A 20,278-nucleotide genomic window follows, 5' to 3' on the forward strand; every position below is an offset into this window, starting at 1 on the left:
GGTCGTCGCACCGGTCCGCGCCCGCCCCCGGGCCCGCGGCGCGCCGGGCCGGCGCCGGTACATTCGACTCGCCTGCGGACGCGCAACGGGCGGCCGCCGGCGAGGATTGGGGGCGCCATGCGAGTCGAACTGCTCACCGTCGGGGACGAGCTGCTCCTCGGCGACACGGTCAACGGCAACGCGGCGTGGCTCGGCCGGCGGCTCGCCGACCACGGCGTCGAGGTGACCCGCAGCGTCGTCGTCGGCGACGAGCTCGACGTGATCGTCGCGGCCGTCCAGGCGGCGCTCGGCCGGGCCGACGCGGTGATCACCACCGGCGGTCTCGGCCCCACCTACGACGACGTCACCCGGGACGCGCTCGCCGCGGCGGCCGGGGTGCCGCTCGTCCGCGACCCGGAACTGGAGGCGCGGCTGCGCGAGCGGACCGCCCGCGCCGGCCGCGAGCTGCGTCCGATGGCGCTGCGGATGGCCGACGTCCCGAAGGGGGCCGGGGTGCTCGCCAACTCGGCGGGCTCGGCGCCCGGCCTGCGCGTCGAGCTGCCCGGCGGGGTCGTCTACGCGCTGCCCGGCGTCCCGTTCGAGATGCGCACCATCATGGACGAGGCCGTGCTGCCGGAGCTCGCCCGGATCGCGGGCCTGCCCGCCGTCGCGCGCCGCACGCTGCGCACCGCCCGGCTGTGGGAGTCGGTCGTCGCGACGCGGCTCGCCGAGGTCGAGGCGATGGACGGGGTGCGGCTGGCGTACCTGCCCGACCCGGCCGAGGTGAAGATCCGGATCACCGTGGCCGGCCCGGACGCCGCCCGCCGGCTCGCGGACGTGGAGGCCCGCGTCCGCGACCTGCTCGGCACGGCGGTCTACGGGGCGGAGGAGGAGACGCTCGACCGGGTCGTCCACCGGCTGCTCGCCGAGCGCGGCGCCACCGTCGCCGCCGCCGAGTCGCTGACGGGCGGGCTCATCGGCGCGGAGCTGACCGCGATGCCCGGCTCGTCCGCCACCTTCGCGGGCGGCATGGTGACCTACGCGACGGAGGCGAAGCACCGGCTGCTCGGCGTCCCGGCGGAGCTGCTCGCCGCGCACGGCGCCGTCCACCCGGACGTGGCCGCCGCGATGGCCGCGGGCGTCCGGGACGCGCTCGGCGCGGCCTACGGGATCGCGGTGACCGGAGTCGCGGGCCCCGAGCCGCAGGACGGCCGCCCGGTGGGCACGGTCTTCGTCGGCGTGGCCGGACCCGGCGAATCGCGAACTGTGGTCAGTCCGAAACTCTCCGTGCCCGGCCCCGGGCCGGAGACCCGCGCGGTGATCCGGCGGATGACCGTCGTGCACGCCCTTGAGCTGCTGAGACGCGTGCTGCTGGGGCTTGACGCCGCGGAGGAGAGCGAGGAGGCTCAGGCAGATCGGGAAGACCGGGACTGATTACAGCGTTACGTTCCGAGCGAACACGAAATCAACGGTCTGCCATGGCCGCCGTCAAGGCGGGTACGGTGGAACCGGCAGATGGTCCGAACTGAGGGAGGGAGCGAGACGATGGTCCTGCTTCGCCAGCTGCTCGGTGACGTACTGCGGCAGCTGCGGCTGCGCCAGGGACGCACCCTCCGTGAGGTGTCCGCGGCGGCGCGGGTGTCACTCGGCTATCTCTCCGAGGTCGAGCGGGGTCAGAAGGAAGCCTCCTCGGAGCTGCTCTCCTCGATCTGCAAGGCACTGGGCGTCCCGCTGTCGCACGTGCTGCGGGAGGTCGCGGATCAGCTCGCCCTCGCCGAGCTGCAGCACGAGCCCGTCATGGCGGGCGCGCCCGAGCACGAGCGCATCGCGGCCGAGAGCATTCCGGAGACGCCGGAGGAGATCACCGGGGAGTTCCGCGCCGACATGGTCGCGGCCTGACCCGGTCTGGGCGGCGTTCATGCCCGACCCGGGGCCGCGGGTGTGCGCGGCCTCACTGCATGAACGCGGCATTCGCGGGGATCTTCCCGTGTTGTAGCGGATAACCGTAACGACGCGGAAGGAGCCCGATAATGGCGAGGGTCAAGAGCCCGCTCCCGGACGAGGCCGTCAAGGTCGTGGGGGAGGCCCTGCAGGGTTCTCTCGTCGACCTCATCGACCTGTCCCTGGTGGCCAAGCAGGCGCACTGGAACCTGACCGGGCGCAACTTCAAGGTCGTCCACGAGCACCTGGACGAGGTGGTCGCGCTCGCGCGCACCGGCCAGGACGACGTGGCCGAGCGCGCCGTGGCGATCGGGGTGAACCCCGACGGCCGCGCCCGCACGGTCGCCGACCGCACGAAGCTCCCCCAGCTGGAGGCCGGGTACCTGGACGACGACAAGGTCGTCGCCGCGGTCACCGACACGCTGGCGCAGATCATCGGGCGGTTCCGGGAGCGCATCGCCGCGACCGACGAGCCCGATCAGGTGACCCAGGACCTGCTCATCGGCATCACCGCCGAACTCGAGAAGCAGCACTGGATGTTCCAGGCCCAGACCTGACAGACCTGGCAGACCGGACGGACCTGACGAACGGCGACCGGTCCGGCGTCGCGCCGCCGCGATCCCGGCGCGGACCGGACCCGGCCGGCCCCGGCCCCGGCGCCCGCCCTCCCGGCGGGCGCCGGGGCTTTTCGTGTCCAGGTCAGCTGTCGCCGTGCAGGTGCTCCAGGACGGTCTCGGCGAACTCGGTGGCGAGGGGGCTGAGGGCGTCCCAGTGCCGCGCGGCCCAGCCTGCCGTGAGCGGCGGCAGGTCGGGGATGGGCAGCAGCCTGACCTCGCCCTGCCCCCGGCCCCAGCCGGGGAGGGCGGGCAGGATCGCCTGGCCCAGCCCGAGTTCGGCGAGCAGCAGCGCGGTGTCCCAGTCGGCGACGCTCGTGGTGGACGCCAGCCGGACGCCGTGCCGTTCGAGGTGCATCTCCAGATGGACGCGCGACGTGGAGTGCGCGGGCAGTTCGATGTACCGGATCCCCGCCAGGTCGTCCAGCGCGATCGACGCCCGCTCCGCCAGCGGGTCGCCCGTGTGGACGGCGAGCATCCACGGCAGCTCGCAGGAGGCGCGCTGCTCGACGCCCTCCAGCGCGGGGCCGATCGTCACCCAGGCCAGGTCCGCCGTGTGCGAGCGGACGGCCTCCAGGCAGCGGCGGCTGGATCCCGCCGTCTCGAACTGCAGGGCCGCCTCGGGGTGCCGCGCGCGGAACGCCGCCACCCCCGCGGCCATGAAGTGCCGGACGGTCGTGGCGCCCGTCGCGATCCGGACGGTGCCGCCGACGCCCCGGCGCAGGTCGTCGAGGTGGCGCAGCGCGGCGTCCAGCCCGGCCAGGCCGTCCGTCGCCGCCCGGTGCAGGACGCGCCCGGCCCGCGTCGGCACCACGCCGCGCGGGCGCCGCTCCAGCAGGACGAGCCCGGTCTCCCGCTCCAGCCGCTTCACGTGCTGGCTGACGGCCGACTGGCTGCACGACAGGTCGCGCGCCACCGCGCTGAGGTTGCCCGCCGCGCAGACGGCGGTGAACACGCGGAGGTCGTCCAGGGTCATGTGTCCAAGCTAGAGCTGGGAGACCGATAAGGAAACCCGAGAATTGACTTGGAACGGTCGCAGTTCGAAGATCGTCCTACGGGCGCAGGATCCGGCGACCCGGTCAAGCGGCGACCCGCCCGGAGCCCGGGCTCCGGGCGGGCGTCGACCGCCCGCCCCGTCCCGGCCCGCTAGCCCGTCGCGGGCTGGCAGCGCGGGCACCAGAACGTGACCCGCTCCCCGGCCTGCTCCGCGCGCTCGATCCGCGTCCCGCAGCGCCGGCAGGGGCGCCCGGCGCGCCCGTACACCCAGTGCTCCCGCCCGCGGCCCCGGTCGCCGGTGGTGATGTGGCCGTGCCGCTCCTTGTTGGCGTCCAGGAGCCGGTGAGACAGCTCCACGAGCGCTGCGAGGTCGGGAACGTCCCGGATCGGGGTCCACGGGTTCACGCCCCGCAGGAACAGGACCTCGGCCTTGTAGACGTTGCCGATCCCGGCGAGCCGCGTCTGGTCGAGCAGCGCCTCCCCGGCGGCCCGCGCCGGCTGCTCGCCGAGCCGGGCCACGGCCTCCGCGGCCGCCTCCGGGCCCCACGCCGGGTCGAGCAGGTCGGGCCCGAGGTGGCCCACCGCCGCGTCCTCCTCGGCGGTGCGCAGCAGCTCGACCACGCCGAGCGAGTAGCCGACCGCCTGCCACTGCGCGTTCGCCAGGACCAGCCGGACCCGGTGGTCGCGGGGCGGCGGCCCGGTCCGGCGGATCTGCCAGCGCCCCTCCATCAGCAGGTGCGTGTGGACGGTGAGCCCGCCCTCGACGCGGGTGAGCAGGTGCTTGCCCCGCGACAGCGACTCCAGGACCGTCCGGCCGCGCAGGTCGGCCGTGGCGAGCCGGGGGACGCGGAAGTCCGAGCGCGTCAGGACCCGCCCGGCGAGCGCCTCGCGCAACCGCCGGGCCGTCCACCAGACGACGTCGCCCTCGGGCATGGCTCAGATCAGCGAGGGGCTCTCCCAGGCGGACGGGTCCTCGGTGAGCTTCTGGACGGGGGCGGGCAGCTCCCCGGCCGCGATGTGCGCGAGCGTGACCTGCTCCAGGATGGCGCGCTCGCTGGCGCGCAGCGCGATCCACACCTCCTGCAGGGAGCGCGCCGGCCCCTCGTACCCGACGTGCTCGGGGCGCTCGCCGCGGACGCCGAGCAGCGGCCCGTCGATGGCGCGGATGATGTCGGCGAGGGAGATCCGCTCGGCGGGCCGCGCCAGCCAGTAGCCGCCCTCGGGGCCGCGCTGGCTCCGGACGAGGCCGGACCGGCGCAGCTGGCCGAGGATGTTCTCGAGGAATTTGGGCGGGATCTGCTGGGCCTCGGCGAGCTGCACCGCGGTCACCGGGTGACTCCCGGCGACCGCCAGCTCGGCGGCGGCACGCAGCGCGTAGTCGACCCTGGCGGACAATCGCATGTACGCATTATCCCTTGTCGGACGAACCACTCGGGCCCCGCGCGGCCGGGGCGAGCGAGGGTGGAACGCGGCGCGCCCGCCGGAACCGGGCTCCTTGTCCGGCGGGCGCGCCGCGGGCTCAGCCGGCCGGGGCGAGGCCGAGGAGTTCCGCGGCGGCCTGGGCGTTGGCCGCGGCGGCGCCGTAGGTGGCGAGGTAGACGGCCGATCCGGGGCGCCAGACGGGCAGCCCCATCTCGACGACGACCGTGTCGGGACGGGCGGTCAGCAGCGCCGTGGCGAGCGCGCGCTGCCCGGCGTGCCGGTGCGCGTCGCGCAGGACGACGACCAGGCCGCGCCCCTTGGCACGGTCCAGGACGCGGTCCGCCGCGCCGTCCGCGCCGTCCGTCCGGACGGCGTCGGGCGCCCACGGGTGCAGCCCCCACGGGGTCGGGCCGACGGCGATGTTGCCGGACGACTCCGTCTCCACGACCAGCGGCGGCCCGGCCCAGCCTGGGAGCGCTCCCGTGACCCGCACGGCGCGGCGCGCGGCCGCCAGGCCGGCGGCGCGGTCCACCACGGCGGGGACCGGCTCGGCGAGCCAGTCCCGCAGCAGCGCGGTGCGCTCGGCCGCCGCCGCCAGCCGCGCCGCCGGCAGCCGGCCCGTCCGCACCGCCTCGTCGATCGCGGCGAGGGTCGCCTCGACGGTCTCGGCGCCCTCCTTGGGGCCGAGGCAGAGCAGGTCGGCGCCCGCGATGAGGGCCCGCACGGACGCCTCCGGGATGCCGATCGCGCCGCTCGCGCCCTCCATGTCGAGCGCGTCGGTGACGATCACGCCCTGGTAGCCGAGGTGCTCGCGCAGCAGCCCGGTGATCGCCGCGTGCGACAGCGTGGCGGGCGTGCCCGCGGTGATCGCGGGCAGGTTGAGGTGGCCGGTCATCACCGCCCGGGTGCCGGCGGCGATCGCCGCCCGGAACGGGACCAGCTCGCGGCGGTCCAGCAGCTCCAGGTCGGCGTCGACGAGCGGCACCGACAGGTGCGAGTCGTCCACCGTCGCGCCGTGCCCGGGGAAGTGCTTGGCGCAGGCCGCGACGCCCGCCTCCTGCGTCCCGGTGACGGACGCGGCGGCGTGCCGGGCGACCAGCTCGGGGTCGGAGCCGAACGAGCGGGTCCCGATCACCGGGTTGTCGTCGGCGGTGTTGACGTCCACCGACGGCGCGAAGTTGAAGTTCACGCCGACCTCGGCCAGCTCGGCGCCCAGGGAGCGGTAGACGCGCCGGGTCAGCTCGGGGTCGTCCACGGCGCCGAGCGCGGCGTTGCCGGGGTAGGGGCTGCCGGTCGCGTGGCCGCCCAGCCGGGTGACGTCCCCGCCCTCCTCGTCGATCGTGACGAACGGGTCGCCGGCCTTGCGCATCTGCGCGGTGAGCGCGGCGAGGGACTCCGGGCTCGGCACGTTGCCGGTGAGGGCGAAGAGCGTGACGCCGGCGAGGCCGCCCTCCAGCTCGTCCAGCAGCCAACGCGGCGCGGTCGGCCCGAGGAACGACGGGAGCAGCGTCCCGCGCGCCAGCCGGGCGATCTCCGCCGTGGTCGCGATGTCGTCGGTCGTCACCCCTTCACCGCCCCGGCGGTGAGGCCGGACACCATGCGGCGCTGGACGAGCAGGAAGAAGGCGATGACGGGAATGGTGAGCAGCGTGGACGCTGCCATGATGGGCCCCCAGGCGTTGCCGCTGCGGCCGAAGAAGAACTGCAGCATGATCGGCAAGGTGTACTTGTCCTGGTCTTCCAGGAACGTGTAGGCGAAGATGAACTCGTTCCACGCGGTGATGAACGAGAAGATGCTGGTCGCCACGAGTCCGGGCGCCACCAGCGGGAGCAGGACCGTGAAGAAGGTCCGGACCGGGCCGGCGCCGTCGATCTCGGCGGCCTCCTCCAGCTCGCGCGGCACCGCGGCGACGAACCCGCGCAGCATCCAGATGGCGAACGGCACGGCGAAGCCGATGTAGACGAGCGCGAGCCCGCCGAGGCTGTTGAGCAGGTCGAGCTGCTTCAGGTCGAGGAACAGCGGGATGACCAGCGCCTCCAGCGGCACCATCTGCACCACCAGCAGCATGACCAGGAAGGTCGTGCGGAACCGGAAGCGGAACCGGGCGACGGCGGTGGCCGCCATCAGCGCGAGCAGCCCGGACGCGAGGACGGTGATGAGGGCGAGCACCGCGCTGTTGCGGAAGTACTCCCAGAAGGAGACCTCGGCGATGCCGCCGTTCAGCACCAGATCGAAGTGGTCCAGCGTCGGGTGGGAGGGGAGCGGTTTCGGTGTCGTGCTGAAGATCTCGGTGTTCGGCTTGAACGCGGTGGAGGCCATCCAGAAGACCGGGAACACCGCGACGAGGAAGACGAGGATCCCCGTCCCGTTCAGCAGGATCCTGCGCGGCAGCGAGGGCTTCATCGCGTCTCCCCCTGTCGGACCATGACCCGCACGTACAGGGCGGTGACGATGAGCAGGATGAACGTGAGCACGAGCGCGATCGCCGAGCCCATCCCGAGCTTCGGATTCAGCGACCCGAACGCCTCGGAGTAGGCGTAGAGCGACAGGTTGAACGCGTCGCGGTTGGCCAGCCCGGACATGATGAACAGCTGGGTGAAGACCTTGAAGTCCCAGATGATCGACATGACGAGCAGCACCATGAAGATGGGCTTGAGCATCGGGTAGGTGATGCTCCAGAACGTCCGCCACGGGCCGGAGCCGTCCACCCGCGCCGCCTCGTACAGCTCGCCGGGCACGCTCTTCAGCCCGGCCAGGACGGACACGGCGACGAACGGGCACGCCTGCCACACGACGCAGACGGTCAGCACGGTGTAGGTGGACAGCGGGGTGGCGAACCAGTTGTGGTCGGCCCAGCCGCCGCCGATGAGGAAGTCCGGCAGCAGGTCCAGGCACCAGTTGACCAGGCCGCCGGTGGTGCCGAACAGCCAGCTGAAGATGATCGCCGCGGTGACCGGAGGGGTCGCCCAGGCGACCATGACGCCGCCGGCGACGAAGCCCGACATCTTCTTGCCGAGCTTGTTGAGCAGCAGGCCCACGAGCGTCCCGACGAGGAGCGTCAGGCTCACCGCCACGACGGCGAACAGGACCGTGTGCCGGAGGGTCTGCCAGAAGAACGGGTCATTGAGGATCTTGTCGAAGTTCTCGGTCCCCACCTGCTCGGCCGGTTCGCCGCGCAGCTGGCGGTTGCCGACCTTCTGGAACGACATGACCCCGATCTGGATCATCGGCCAGAACATCAGGACGGCGATCACGAGCACGGTCGGCGCGATCAGCAGGTAGGGCCCGAGGCGGGGCCGGCGGCGGGGCCGCGCCCGGCCGGAGGACTTCCGGCCGGGCGCTCTGCCCACCGCGGGGGCGGTGTCGAGCATGGACGTTCCGATCAGCCTGGACTACGGGTTCAGCAGCGTGTTGGCCTGCTCGTTCGCCTTCTTCATCTCCTCGTCGGCGCTCTTGCCCTGCATGATCGCCTTGATCGTGTTCGGCAGCACCTTCTTGGCCTGCTCGAACTCGGCCCAGCCGGCGCCGATCGGCGGGAACTTGGTGTTGGTGGCGATCTCGGTGAAGATCTCCAGCTTGGGGTCGGAGAACTTGACGTCGGACCGCATGGACGAGAAGCCGCTGTAGTCGGCCCACGCCTTGGCGTTCTTGGCGTTGTTCAGGACGGTGATGTAGTCGAACGCCGCCTTCTTGGCCTTGCTGTCCTTCCAGACCGCGACGTCGGAGCCGCCCGCCATGACCGGCGCGTTGCCGCCGGCCTTGCTCGGGATGGGGAACACGGCCCACTTGTCGGCGTCCTTCTCGGAGATCTTCTTCATCTCCTTGAGCGCCCAGCTGCCGTCGATGTACATGCCGAGCTTGCCGAGCGCGAAGTCGCGCTGCGGGCCCTCCAGTTCGTTCTTGCCGATGTACTTCTCGGGCGCGACCTTCTCGGTGGCGACGAGCCCGGCGTAGAACTTGGCCGCCTCGACCGCCGCGGGCTGGTCGAGCTGGCCCTTCCAGGAGCTGCCCTCCTTGACGGCGACCTGGCCGTTGTTGCCCCAGATGAAGCTGAGCAGCGCGTTGGTCTGGTCGCTCGGGATGCCGATGCCCGGCACCTTCTTGGAGTCCTGCACCTTCTTGGCCGCCGCGGTCAGGTCGGCCCAGCTCTTCGGCGGCTGGATGCCGAGCTCCTGGAACCAGTCGGTGCGGTACCAGACGCCGCGGACGCCGCCGTACCACGGCACCGCGTAGATCTTGCCGTTCGAGGTGTCGTTCTCCAGGGCCGTCTTGTTCAGGGTCTTGCCGTCGGCCCAGCCCTTGAACTCGTCGGTGACCTCGGCCAGGCTGCCCTGCTCGATGTGGGACTGGACGTCGGTGTTGCCGATCTCGGTGACGTCCGGGCCCTCGCCGCCCGCCGCCGCCTTCTGGAAGGTGGTGGCGACCTGCGGCCAGGGGACGTACTTGATCTGCACGTCGGTGCCCGGGTGCTTCTGCTTGAACTCGGTCTCGACCGTGTCGAGGAACTTGGTCTGCTCGGGCGTGCCCTCGCCCATCATCCAGACCTTGAGCTGCGCCGGGTCCTTGCCCGCGCCGGCCTCGTCCTTGTCGTCGCCGTCGCCGCCGCAGGCCGTGGCGGCCAGGGCGATCGCGGCCGCCGCGGCCGCAATCTTGATGTACTTCACTGGGGGTTCCTTTCCGGCGTCGCCTCGCGCGGCCTTGTGGCCTGCGTGCGAGGGAGACGGCCCGGACCCTTTAGGGTCCTGGCCATGCCCACCTCGCGTTCGCATCGCTCGCGGGCGCCCTGCTCGCCAGTCCGCGCACTGCGCGCGCCCCCGGTCCGGGGTACCGGACCGGTCAGCGCTTGGGCGTAAACTAACAAGAAACTTTCCTAAACAAAACTGCTCGTTAGCGGATTGAGACATCGAGGGGGCCGGCATGGCCAGACGCCCGGGAACGCCGAGGCTGCTGCGTGAGCTCAACGACCGCGCGGCGCTGGACCTGCTCGTCGAGCAGGGCCCGCTGACCCGTGCGCAGATCGGCGAACACACCGGGCTATCGAAGGTAACCGCATCCCAGCTGTTGTCGAGACTGGAGGACCGCGGGCTGGTCTCGGTCGTCGGCGAGCAGGCCGGGGGGCGGGGCCCCAACGCCGCCCTGTACGCCGTCGTCCCGTCCAGCGCCTATGTCGCCGGGCTGGAGGTCGGGCCGGACGGCGTCACCGCCGGCGTCGCCGACATCACCGGGCACATCACCGCCCAGGTGACCGTCGACCCCAACGGCGCCGACGAGCCGGTGAAGGTGGTGCACAACGCGGTCGTCAAGGCGTGCCGCTCCGCCAAGGTCGCGGTGTCGAAGCTGAGCGCCTTCGTCATCGGGACGCCCGGCGTCGTCGACCCGCGCTCCGGCGACGTCCAGTTCTCCTTCGACCTGCCGTCCTGGCACGAGGGCGTCCTCGCCGCGCTGAAGACCGACCTGCGCCGGCCCGTGACCATAGAGAACGACGTCAACCTCGCCGCCATCGCCGAGCGGGCCTACGGCTCGGCGCGGGACGCCGACGACTTCGCGCTGATGTGGTTCGACCGCGGCATGGGCCTGTCGGTCATGCTCGGCGGCCGGCTGCACCGCGGCCGGTGGGGCGGCGCCGGGGAGATCGGCTACCTGCCGGTGCCCGGCGCGCCGCTGCCGCTCGGCGCCGCCCGCCGCGGCCCGCGCGACGAGCAGGGCGTCACCGAGTCGACGACCTGGGGCATCCCCACGCTCGCCGGCGGCTACGGCGCGCTGGTCGGCGCGGACGCGGTCCGCGCCCTCGCCCACGAGCACGGGATCACCGAGGACACCGCGTTCGACTGCGTCAGCGCGGCCGCCGCCGACGAGGCGCTCGGCGGCGCGTTCCTGGACGCGCTCGCCAACCGCATCTCCTACGGCGTCACCTCGGTCAACATCGTCCTGGACCCGGGGCTCGTCGTGCTGTCGGGCAGCCTCGGCCGGGCCGGCGGACGGCCGCTGGCCACCCGCATCGAGCGGATCGTCGGCCGGATCAGCCCGACCCGCCCCGAGGTCGCCGTCACCGAGGTCGAGGGCAACCCGGTGCTGCGCGGCGCGCTGCACGCGGCGCTGCAGCAGGCCCGCGACGACGTGTTCTCCGCGGACGGGGCGGCCTAGCGAAGCGCAGTGCCCCCGCCGTCCGGCCGGACGGCGGGGGCACTCTGCGTTGCCGGCCTACTTGGCGGCCGCCGCCGCGACGGCGGCCTCCTTGTGGCGCCGCGGGTCGTTCAGCGCGCGGTCGATGACGGTCTGGCTGATGATCTGTCTCTTGCGCCGGAGCGCGGCGGCCTTCCGAGCCGTAGGTGTCATGGCGAACCCCGTTCCGCGGTGGCGCTTCCCCTCGGCCACCGCAAACCCCGTGATGCCCTCATGCTCTCAAAGGAGAGGGGTCCGCGGGATCCGTCCGAGGAATGAAATCGAGGTCAGACCAACAGTGGAGATCACCCTGGTCCAGGGGCGGGTGCACCCTGGGATCATGGAGGGGAACGACCGTCCCGTATCCGCCGTTGGGGGAACCGTGAGCGAAGAACCGGGGGCCCGCCGTGGCGCTGCGTGACCGGCTGCGGCGGCTCGTCCAGAAGCCGGGCAGCGTCGACCTGGCGCCCTTCCGCGCCCTGGTGGACGAGGCGGGCGCCCGCGAGGCGCGGGTCCGGGAGCTGTCCGACGCGGAACTGACCGCCGTCGCGGCCGCCCTCCGCCAGGAGGAGGACCTCGCGGAGCTGTGCGCCCTCGGCCGGGAGGCCGCCCGCCGGACCCTCGGCGAGCGGCCGTACGACGTCCAGCTGGTCGGGACGCTCGCGCTGCTGTCCGGGCACGTCGCCGAGATGGCCACCGGCGAGGGCAAGACCCTGTCCGGGGCCCTCGCCGCCGCCGGGTACGCGCTGCGCGGCCGCCGGGTCCACGCGATGTCGGTCAACGACTACCTGGCCCGCCGCGACGCCGAATGGATGGGCCCGCTCTACGCGATGCTGGGCGTGACGGTCGCCTGGGTCGGCCAGTCGTCCACGCCGGACGAGCGCCGGGCCGCCTACCGGGCCGACGTCACCTACGCGCCGGTCAGCGAGGTCGGGTTCGACCTGCTGCGGGACCGGCTCGTCACCGCCGCCGGCGACGCCGTGCTGCCCGAGCCGTCCGTCGCGCTGATCGACGAGGCCGACTCGGTGCTCGTGGACGAGGCCATGGTGCCGCTCGTCCTCGCCGGGGCCGCCGACCTCGACGCCGCCGACCCCCGGTACGCCGACCTCGCCCGGCGGCTGCGCCCCGGCCTGCACTACGCCACCGACGCCGAGGCCCGCAACGTCCAGCTCACCGCCGCGGGGACGCGCGAGGTGGAACGCGTCCTCGGCCTCGACCTGTACGCCCCCGAGAACCTGCGCACCCTCACCGCAGTCAACGTCGCCCTGCACGCCGAGGTCCTGCTGCACCGCGACGTGGACTACATCGTCCGGGACGGCGCCGTGAAGCTGATCAGCGAGTCGCGCGGCCGGGTCGCGCTCCTGCAGCGCTGGCCGGACGGCCTGCAGGCCGCCGTCGAGGCGAAGGAGGCCCTCGAAGCCTCCCCGAGCGGCGAGATCCTCGACTCGATCACCGTGCAGGAGCTGGTCGGGCGCTACCCCGTCCGGTGCGGCATGACCGGTACCGCGATGGCCGTGTCCGGCCAGCTCACCGAGTTCTACGGGCTGCAGATCGCGGTCGTCCCGCCGAACCGGCCCCGCGTCCGCGACGACCGGCCCGACCGCCTCTACGCGACCACCGCCGACAAGGAGGTCGCGATCGTCGAGGAGATCGCCGCCGCGCACGCCGCCGGGCGCCCGGTGCTGGTCGGCACCGGCGACGTCGCCGAGTCCGAGCGGCTCGCCCGCAGCCTCGCCCGCGCGGGGCTCGACCGGGTCGTGCTCAACGCCAAGAACGACGCCGAGGAGGCCGCGATCATCGCCGAGGCGGGCGCGTACGGCGCGATCACCGTCTCCACCCAGATGGCCGGCCGCGGCACCGACATCCGCCTCGGCGGCAGCCCGTCCGCCGCCCCCGGCACCGCGCCCGCCGACGCGGCCGGCACCGACCACGACCGGGTCGCCGAAGCGGGCGGCCTGCTCGTCATCGGCACCGGCCGCTACCACAGCAGCCGGCTGGACGGCCAGCTCCGCGGCCGCGCCGGCCGGCAGGGCGATCCCGGCGCGTCGGTCTTCTTCACCAGCCTCCAGGACGACCTGGTCACCCGCTACGCCCCCGACGAGACGACGAAGGCCCCGACCGGCGACGACGGGCTGATCGGCGACAAGGGCGCCCACTGGATCGTCGGCCACGCCCAGCGCGTCGCCGAGGGCGTCGACCTCGAACTGCACCGCAACACCTGGCGCTACAACCAGCTCATCGGGCTGCAGCGCCGCGAGCTGCTCACCGAGCGCGACGCCGTCCTGACCGGCGACGCCGCCGACCGGGCGATGGCCGAGGCCGCCTCCGCCAAGCACGCCGAGCTGACCAAGACCGCCGGCGCGGACGCGGTGGCCGCCGCCGCCCGCCAGATCGTCCTCTACCAGCTGGACCGCTGCTGGGCCGAGCACCTGGCCTTCCTCGCCGACCTGCGCGAGGGCATCCACCTGCGCTCCCTTGGCCGCGGCCTCGACCCGCTGGTGGAGTTCAACCGGGAGGCCGTCCCGGCGGGCAAGCGCCTCCTCGGCGAGGCCCGCACCCGCGCCGTCGCCGCCTTCGAGGGCCTCACCGCCACCGAGGACGGCATCGACCTCGACTCCGCCGGCCTGAAACGCCCCTCCGCGACCTGGACCTACCTCGTCCACGACAACCCGTTCGGCTCCATGGACGAGCGCGCCCTCCGCGGCCTGATCGCGATGTTCAAGCGCCGCCGCTGACCGCGGCGGCGACCTGGGCCGCCTGGACGGGCGCCAGGCCGGCTCGGGGTCAGGTGCGCAGGCGCAGCCCCCGCGGGGTCGGGTGGAAGCCCGCCGACTCCAGGGCGGCGGCCAGCGGGGAGTCGTTGATCGACTCGCCGTCGGCGCGCTCGACGGTCAGCTTGCCGAGGGCGCCCTCGCGGACGGCCAGCGCCAGGGCGTCCACCGCGGGCTGCAGGACGTCCGGGTCGTCGTCCCAGGTGAGCAGGGTGCGGCCGCCGCGCTCGACGTAGAGGACGAGGCGGCCCTCGACGAGCACCACCAGTGCGCCCGCCTTGCGGCCCGGCTTGTGCCCGCTCGCGACCTCGTCGTCGCGCCCCGGCCACGGCAGCGCCGCCCCGTACGGGCTGGCGGGGTCGGCGGCGGCCAGCACGAGGGCGCGGACGTCGGGCTTGCGGGGCGTCTCCCAGAGCGCCGAGATGTCGTCCGGGGGAGCGGACGCGGGGCGCAGGGCGCGGAGGCGGTCGACGGCGCCCGGCAGGGCGAACTGGGCGGCGCCCAGGCCCTCGACGAAGTAGCCGCGGCGGCAGCGGCCCGTCTCCTCGAACGCGCGCAGCACCGGGTAGACGGCGGAGAAGCCGCCGGGGGTGCGCTCGGCGGCGACGGCGCCGCGGATGACGATGCCGTACCGCTCCAGGAGCGCCTCGGCGAGGGCGTGCGAGCGCAGCGTCGCGGCGGCCTCCCGCGCGGGCAGCGGCCACCAGCGCCCGGCGACCGTCGGCGGACCCGTCCGGGACGGCAGCACGGGCCGGCCGCGCCGCGTCGTCCGGGACCGGTGCGTCGGGCGGCCCGACCCCAGCGCGGCCCGCAGCGGCGCCATCGTGTCGTTGGTGAGGTGCCCGGACCACACGAGGTCCCACACCGCGTTGGCGAGGTCGGCGTCGCCGGCGGTGACGTCGGCGTTCACCCGGTCGGACAGGGTGCGGAAGAAGTGGGCGCCGCCGTCGCCCAGGGCGTCCAGGACCGCCTGGTGCACGGGCGTGAGGGTGATCTCGGCGGGCTCCGGCATGAGGAGTGGCGCGGTGTCGGCCAGGTAGAGCGCCACCCAGCCGTCGCCGCCCGGCAGCCCGCCCTGCCCCGCCCACACGACCTCGCCCGCGGACGTCAGCTCGTCCAGCATGGCCGGGGTGTAGCCGGCGACGCGGGACGGCAGGACCAGCGACTCCAGCGCCGACGCCGGGACGGCCGCGCCCTGCAGCTGCTCGACCGCCTGGACGAGCGCGTCGATGCCGCGCAGCCGCGACCCGCCCGCGATGCCGTGCCAGACCGGCAGGAAGCGGCCGAGCGACTCCGGCGGGGACGGCTCGACCTCGGCCCGGAGCCGGGCCAGGCTGCGGCGCCGCAGCATGCGCAGGACGCCGGCGTCGCACCACTCGGTCGTCAGCGGCCCCGCCACCGCCTCGACCGGCAGGAACTCGCCCTCGACGACCCGCCCCGCGGCCGCCAGCCGGCGCAGCGTCTCGGTGACCACGGCGACGCCCAGCCCGAAGCGGCCGGCGGCCCCGGCCGCGCGGAACGGCCCGTGCGTGCGCGCGTACCGGGACACCAGGTCGCCGAGCGGATCGCCCACCGGTTCGAGGAACGCCTCCGGGACGCCCACCGGCAGCGGCGCGCCGAGCGCGTCGCGCAGCCGCCCGGCGTCCTCGATCGCGGCCCAGTGCTCCTCGCCCGCGATCCGCACCCGGATCGCCCGCCGCGTCCCCTCCAGCTCCACCAGCCATCTGGCGGCCTCCGAAGCGCCGGGCGGCGGCGCCTCGGGACCCTCCGCCGGGGCGGCGGGCGGCGCCTCACGGCCGTCCGGCGGGCCGGCGGGCCCTGGTGCCTCCGGATCGCCGGCCGGAGTGGCGGGAGGCGGCGCCTCCCGGCCGTCCGGTGCGTCGGCGGGGGCGAGCGCGGTCGCACCGGCCGCCGGAAGCGTGCCGCTCGCGGTGTCCGGGCGGCCGTCCGCGGCGGCGGGGAGCGTGCGGTCGGCGATCTCGGCCGTGGTGAGGGGGCCGAGGGCGCGCAGCAGGTCGGCGACGCCCTCCAGGTCGCGGGCGCGGCGGTCGGGGGCGAGGCGCTGGAGTTCGCGCTCGGTGTCGGCGACCGCGTCCGGGTCGAGCAGCTCGCGCAGGTCGGCCTGGCCGAGCAGCTCGGCGAGGAGTGCCGAGTCGAGCGCGAGGGCCTGGGCGCGGCGCTCGGCGAGCGGCGAGTCGCCCTCGTACATGAAGGCGCCGACGTAGTGGAACAGCAGGGAGCGGGCGTAGGGCGACGGCTCGGGCGTCTCGACCTCGACCATGCGGACCTTGCGTCCCGACAGGTCGCGCATGAGCTGCACCAGGCCGGGGACGTCGAACACGTCCTGCAGGCACTCGCGCATCGTCTCCAGCACGATCGGGAACGACGGGTACTTGCTCGCGACGGCGAGCAGCTGCGCGGCCCGCTGGCGCTGCTGCCACAGCGGCATGCGCTTGTCCGGGCGGCGGCGGGGCAGCAGCAGCGAGCGGGCGGCGCACTCGCGGAACCGCGCCGCGAACAGCGCCGAGCCGCCCAGCTCGTCGACGACGACGCGCTCGACGTCGTCGGCGTCGAAGACGGCGAGGTCGAGACCGGGCGGCTCGTCCATGTCGGGGATGCGGATGACAATGCCGTCGTCGGCGTGCATGGCCTGGGCGTCGACGCCGTACCGCTCGCGCAGGCGGCCCGCCATGGCGAGCGCCCAGGGCGCGTGCACACGCGCGCCCAGCGGGGAGTGGACGACCATCCGCCAGTCGCCGAGCTCGTCGCGGAACCGCTCGACGACCATGGTGCGGTCGTCGGGGACGTGCCCGGTGGCCTCGCGCTGCTCGCCCAGGTAGGAGACGAGGTTGGCGGACGCCCACGCGTCCAGCCCGGCAGCGGACGCGCGCGCCTGCGCCCCCTCGGCGGGCAGGCCGGCCAGCTCGCGGGTGAACGCGCCGAGCGCGCGGCCCAGCTCGGCGGGGCGCCCGAGCGTGTCGCCGTGCCAGAACGGCAGCTTGCCGGGCTGGCCGGGCGCGGGCGAGACGAGCACCCGGTCGGGGGTGATGTCCTCGATGCGCCACGAGCTGGCGCCGAGGACGAACACGTCGCCGACGCGGGACTCGTAGACCATCTCCTCGTCCAGCTCGCCGACCCGCGAGGACTTCTCGCCGACGAGGAACACCCCGAACAGGCCGCGGTCGGGGATCGTCCCGCCGCTGGTCACGGCGAGGCGCTGCGCGCCGGGGCGGTCGCGCAGGAGGCCGGTGACGCGGTCCCAGACGAGGCGCGGGCGCAGCTCGCCGAACTCGTCGCTGGGGTAGCGGCCGGCGAGCATGTCCAGGCAGGCCTCCAGCGCCGAGCGCGGGAGCGTGGCGTAGGGCGCGGCGCGCTTCACCAGCGATTCGAGGTCGTCGACGGCCCACTCGTCCATGGAGACCATCGCGACGATCTGCTGCGCGAGGACGTCGAGGGGGTTGCGCGGGTAGCGCAGCTCCTCGATCTCGCCGCCGCGCATGCGCTCGGCCACCACCGTCGTCTGGACGAGGTCGCCCCGGTACTTGGGGAAGATGACGCCCTTGGACACCGCGCCGACCTGGTGGCCCGCGCGTCCGACCCGCTGCAGGCCGTTGGCCACCGACGGCGGCGACTCCACCTGGACGACCAGGTCGACGGCGCCCATGTCGATGCCCAGCTCCAGGCTGGAGGTCGCCACGACCGCCGGGAGGCGCCCCTCCTTCAGGGCGTTCTCGATGCCGGCCCGCTCCTCCTTGGAGACCGAGCCGTGGTGCGCCCTGGCGATCTCCATGGGCGCGCCCCTGGCGGCGCCCGCCTGGGCCATCGTCGCGGCGGGGGAGTGGTCTTCGGGCAGGGGCTCGCCCGTCGCGCGCTCGTAGGCGAGTTCGTTCAGCCGCCCGCAGAGCCGCTCGGCCAGCCGCCGCGAGTTCGCGAACACCAGCGTCGAGCGGTGGGCCTGGATGAGGTCGAGGAGGCGGTCCTCGACGTGGGGCCAGATGCTGCGCTGGCGGGGGTCGGCCCCGCCGGAGTCGTCCACGAACTGGCCGACCTCGCCCATGTCCTCCACGGGGACGACGATGTCGAGGTCGAAGACCTTCTCCGAGGGCGGCTGCACGACCGCCGCCGGCCGGGGCCCGCCGAGGAACGCCGCCACCTCGCCGGCGGGGCGGACGGTCGCCGACAGGCCGATCCGCTGCGCGGGCCGTTCGAGCAGCGCGTCGAGGCGTTCGAGGGACAGCGCCAGGTGCGCGCCGCGCTTGGTGCCCGCCACCGCGTGCACCTCGTCCACGATGACGGTCTCGACGCCGCGCAGCGACTCGCGCGCCCGCGAGGTGAGGATCAGGAACAGCGACTCCGGCGTCGTGATCAGGATGTCCGGCGGTTTGACGGCGAGCCGGCGGCGCTCGTCGGCCGGGGTGTCGCCCGACCGCATCCCGACCCGGACGCCCGGCTCCGGCAGGTCGAGCCGCCGCGCCGCCTGCCGGATGCCGGTCAGCGGGGCGCGCAGGTTGCGCTCGACGTCGACCGCGAGGGCCTTCAGCGGCGACACGTACAGGACGCGGCAGCGCCGCAGCGCGTCGTCGGGGACGGGCTCGGTGGCGAGCCGGTCGAGGGACCACAGGAACGCCGCCAGGGTCTTGCCGGACCCCGTCGGCGCCACGACCAGCGTGTTGTCGCCGCCCGCGATCGACGCCCACGCCCCGGCCTGCGCGGGCGTGGGCGCGGCGAACGCCCCGGAGAACCAGGCACGGGTCGCCGGGGAGAAGCGTTCGAGCACGTCACCGCCCATGGCGCCATCCTGCCTCGCGGGTCCGACAGAACGCGCCGGAGTGGCGGGCGTCACATTGTAAGCAAGCGCTTGTACGGGCAGGGTCTACCGGTAGGACGCACACCCCCAAGGGAGTTCTCCATGCCCTACGTCCTGCTCGCTCTCGGGATCCTCTTCGCGCTGACCGCGGCCAACGCGCACGCTCCCCGGCGCGGCGGCCCGCTCCTCGTGCCGGGCTTCTTCTTCGGCTGGCTGACGATCGAGATGGCGCCCCACGTGCTCGTCACCTGGGCCGTCGCCGCCTCCCTCGTGGCCGCGTTCGGAGGACTGGACGGCTGGGCGGGCTGGACGGGCCTCGTCCTGGCGCTCGCCGGCATGGCGGGCGTCGCGGCCACCGTCGCCGCGTCCCGCCGCACGGTCGTCACCCTGCGCGAGTGCGGTGCACCGCTCGACCTGGACCCGGAGGGCGCGCCCCGCTTCCCGCTGGCGCAGCTCATCATCCCGCCGCTGTGCCTGATCCCGCGCAGGGGCGTGCGCGTCGACCGCAACGTCCTGTACCGCGAGGAAGGGCGGCTCCGCCTCAAGCTGGACGTGTACCGCCCTGTGGACGACGCCGCCGACGGCGGGCTGCGTCCCGGCCTCATGCAGATCCACGGCGGCGCATGGGTCATCGGAGACAAGCGCGAGCAGGGCCTTCCGCTGCTCAACCACATGGCCTTGCAGGGATGGGTCGGCTTCAACGTCAACTACCGGCTCAGCCCGCGCGCCACCTGGCCGGAGCACCTGATCGACCTGAAGCACTTCCTCGCCTGGTACAAGGAGCACGCCGAGGAGTACGGGGCCGACCCCGACTTCCTCTGCGTGACCGGTGGCTCGGCCGGCGGCCACCTCACCGCGCTGGTGGCGCTGACCGCGAACGAGCCCGAGTTCCAGCCGGGCTTCGAGGACGTCGACACGAGCGTGCAGGGCGCCGTCCCGTTCTACGGGGTCTACAACCTCGTCGAAGCGGGGCCCTGGCCCGCCCCCATGGGGTCCAACCGCATCATGGAGAAGATGGTCATCAAGAAGCCCTTCGCTGAGAACCGCGAGGTGTACGCCAACGCGTCCCCCGTCACGCACATCAGCGATGAGGCGCCGCCCTTCTTCGTCATCCACGGGAGCCGCGACTCGCTCATCCCCGTGGCGGAGGCCCGGCGCTTCGTCGAACGGCTCCGGGACGTCTCCGCGTCACCCGTCGTCTACGCCGAGATGCAGGGCGCCCAGCACGGGTTCGACGTCTTCCCCTCCTACCGGACGGCCCGCGTCATCGAGGGCGTCGAGCGCTACCTGACCGGCCTGCACCGCCAGTACCGGCAGGGCGCCGGACCGGACGTCCCGGACGAGGTCGCGCGGTCCTTGGGGGAGCCCTCCGTCGGATAGCGTGGAGGGCGTGCGGCTCACAGTGTTCTGGGATCGGATGAACCAGCAGTTCGGCGAAAGCTACGCCCAGAGCGTGGCCAAGGACTACGTCTTGGCGGAACTGGGCGGCCGCACCATCGAGCAGGCCCTCGCCGACGGGGAATCGGCCAAGCGGGTGTGGCAGGCCGTCGTCGCCACGTTCGACGTGCCCTCGATCCTCCGGTAGG

At 74.0% G+C, this 20,278-nt stretch carries 16 protein-coding genes; 7 read left to right on the forward strand and 9 right to left on the reverse strand.

The features are described from left to right. The first annotated feature begins 117 nt into the window (after positions 1-117). The 3 genes from HUT06_RS13335 to HUT06_RS13345 all read left to right on the forward strand — a co-directional run bounded on the left by HUT06_RS13335 (position 118) and on the right by HUT06_RS13345 (position 2,477). Positions 118-1,413, forward strand: a complete 1,296-nt coding sequence (locus tag HUT06_RS13335) for a CinA family nicotinamide mononucleotide deamidase-related protein (RefSeq protein WP_176196008.1) — start codon at positions 118-120, stop codon at positions 1,411-1,413. Between the two features lie 111 nt (positions 1,414-1,524). Beyond that, on the forward strand, positions 1,525-1,878 hold the full coding sequence (locus HUT06_RS13340; protein ID WP_089323774.1) for a helix-turn-helix domain-containing protein: 354 nt from the start codon (positions 1,525-1,527) through the stop codon (positions 1,876-1,878). A 131-nt stretch (positions 1,879-2,009) separates the two neighbouring features. Further along, on the forward strand, positions 2,010-2,477 hold the full coding sequence (locus tag HUT06_RS13345) for a Dps family protein (RefSeq protein WP_176196009.1): 468 nt from the start codon (positions 2,010-2,012) through the stop codon (positions 2,475-2,477). 142 nt (positions 2,478-2,619) lie between these two features. Here HUT06_RS13345 and HUT06_RS13350 read toward each other — a convergent pair whose 3' ends face one another. The 7 genes from HUT06_RS13350 to HUT06_RS13380 form a co-directional block, all read right to left on the reverse strand. After that, positions 2,620-3,510, reverse strand: coding sequence for a LysR family transcriptional regulator (locus HUT06_RS13350; protein WP_176196010.1), 891 nt, complete (start codon positions 3,508-3,510; stop codon positions 2,620-2,622). A 170-nt stretch (positions 3,511-3,680) separates the two neighbouring features. After that, positions 3,681-4,463, reverse strand: a complete 783-nt coding sequence (locus HUT06_RS13355; protein WP_176196011.1) for an Fpg/Nei family DNA glycosylase — start codon at positions 4,461-4,463, stop codon at positions 3,681-3,683. A gap of 3 nt (positions 4,464-4,466) precedes the next feature. Next, positions 4,467-4,931: an Rrf2 family transcriptional regulator gene (locus HUT06_RS13360; protein WP_089323778.1), complete on the reverse strand. Its 465-nt coding sequence runs from the start codon at positions 4,929-4,931 to the stop codon at positions 4,467-4,469. Positions 4,932-5,049: 118 nt separating this feature from the next. Then, positions 5,050-6,516, reverse strand: coding sequence for a glycoside hydrolase family 3 protein (locus HUT06_RS13365; protein WP_254715157.1), 1,467 nt, complete (start codon positions 6,514-6,516; stop codon positions 5,050-5,052). After that, positions 6,513-7,355, reverse strand: a complete 843-nt coding sequence (locus HUT06_RS13370) for a carbohydrate ABC transporter permease (RefSeq protein WP_176196012.1) — start codon at positions 7,353-7,355, stop codon at positions 6,513-6,515. The genes HUT06_RS13365 and HUT06_RS13370 overlap by 4 nt, the downstream gene beginning before the upstream one ends. Beyond that, the gene (locus HUT06_RS13375; protein ID WP_176196013.1) at positions 7,352-8,323 is read right to left on the reverse strand and encodes a carbohydrate ABC transporter permease; all 972 of its coding nucleotides are present in this window, start codon (positions 8,321-8,323) and stop codon (positions 7,352-7,354) included. Before HUT06_RS13375 ends, HUT06_RS13370 begins: the two co-directional genes overlap by 4 nt. Positions 8,324-8,344: 21 nt before the next feature. Further along, complete coding sequence (locus tag HUT06_RS13380; RefSeq protein ID WP_176196014.1) at positions 8,345-9,616, reverse strand: extracellular solute-binding protein; 1,272 nt, start codon at positions 9,614-9,616, stop codon at positions 8,345-8,347. A 253-nt stretch (positions 9,617-9,869) separates the two neighbouring features. Between HUT06_RS13380 and HUT06_RS13385 the strand changes: the two genes are divergently transcribed. Further along, on the forward strand, positions 9,870-11,096 hold the full coding sequence (locus HUT06_RS13385) for an ROK family transcriptional regulator (RefSeq protein WP_176196015.1): 1,227 nt from the start codon (positions 9,870-9,872) through the stop codon (positions 11,094-11,096). A gap of 57 nt (positions 11,097-11,153) precedes the next feature. On the opposite strand, the gene HUT06_RS45210 is transcribed toward HUT06_RS13385, so the two are convergent. After that, positions 11,154-11,288 carry a hypothetical protein gene (locus tag HUT06_RS45210; protein ID WP_268843210.1) on the reverse strand — a complete coding sequence of 45 codons (135 nt, stop codon included), beginning with the start codon at positions 11,286-11,288 and terminating at the stop codon, positions 11,154-11,156. A 239-nt stretch (positions 11,289-11,527) separates the two neighbouring features. Here HUT06_RS45210 and secA2 point away from each other — a divergent pair, with 239 nt between their 5' ends. After that, a complete protein-coding gene (gene secA2, locus HUT06_RS13390) occupies positions 11,528-13,849 on the forward strand; it encodes an accessory Sec system translocase SecA2 (protein ID WP_176201344.1) in 2,322 nt (773 codons plus the stop codon). A gap of 49 nt (positions 13,850-13,898) precedes the next feature. Here the strand turns inward: secA2 and HUT06_RS13395 are convergent, their stop codons facing one another. Continuing rightward, positions 13,899-18,674 carry a DEAD/DEAH box helicase gene (locus HUT06_RS13395; RefSeq protein ID WP_176196016.1) on the reverse strand — a complete coding sequence of 1,592 codons (4,776 nt, stop codon included), beginning with the start codon at positions 18,672-18,674 and terminating at the stop codon, positions 13,899-13,901. A gap of 120 nt (positions 18,675-18,794) precedes the next feature. Here HUT06_RS13395 and HUT06_RS13400 point away from each other — a divergent pair, with 120 nt between their 5' ends. Both HUT06_RS13400 and HUT06_RS13405 read left to right on the forward strand, forming a co-directional pair. Further along, complete coding sequence (locus HUT06_RS13400; RefSeq protein ID WP_176196017.1) at positions 18,795-20,072, forward strand: alpha/beta hydrolase; 1,278 nt, start codon at positions 18,795-18,797, stop codon at positions 20,070-20,072. Between the two features lie 10 nt (positions 20,073-20,082). Next, positions 20,083-20,277, forward strand: coding sequence for a DUF3046 domain-containing protein (locus tag HUT06_RS13405; RefSeq protein WP_176196018.1), 195 nt, complete (start codon positions 20,083-20,085; stop codon positions 20,275-20,277). Position 20,278 lies beyond the last annotated feature (1 nt).

The organism is Actinomadura sp. NAK00032 (assembly GCF_013364275.1).
In the GTDB taxonomy this organism is placed as follows: Bacteria; Actinomycetota; Actinomycetes; order Streptosporangiales; family Streptosporangiaceae; genus Spirillospora.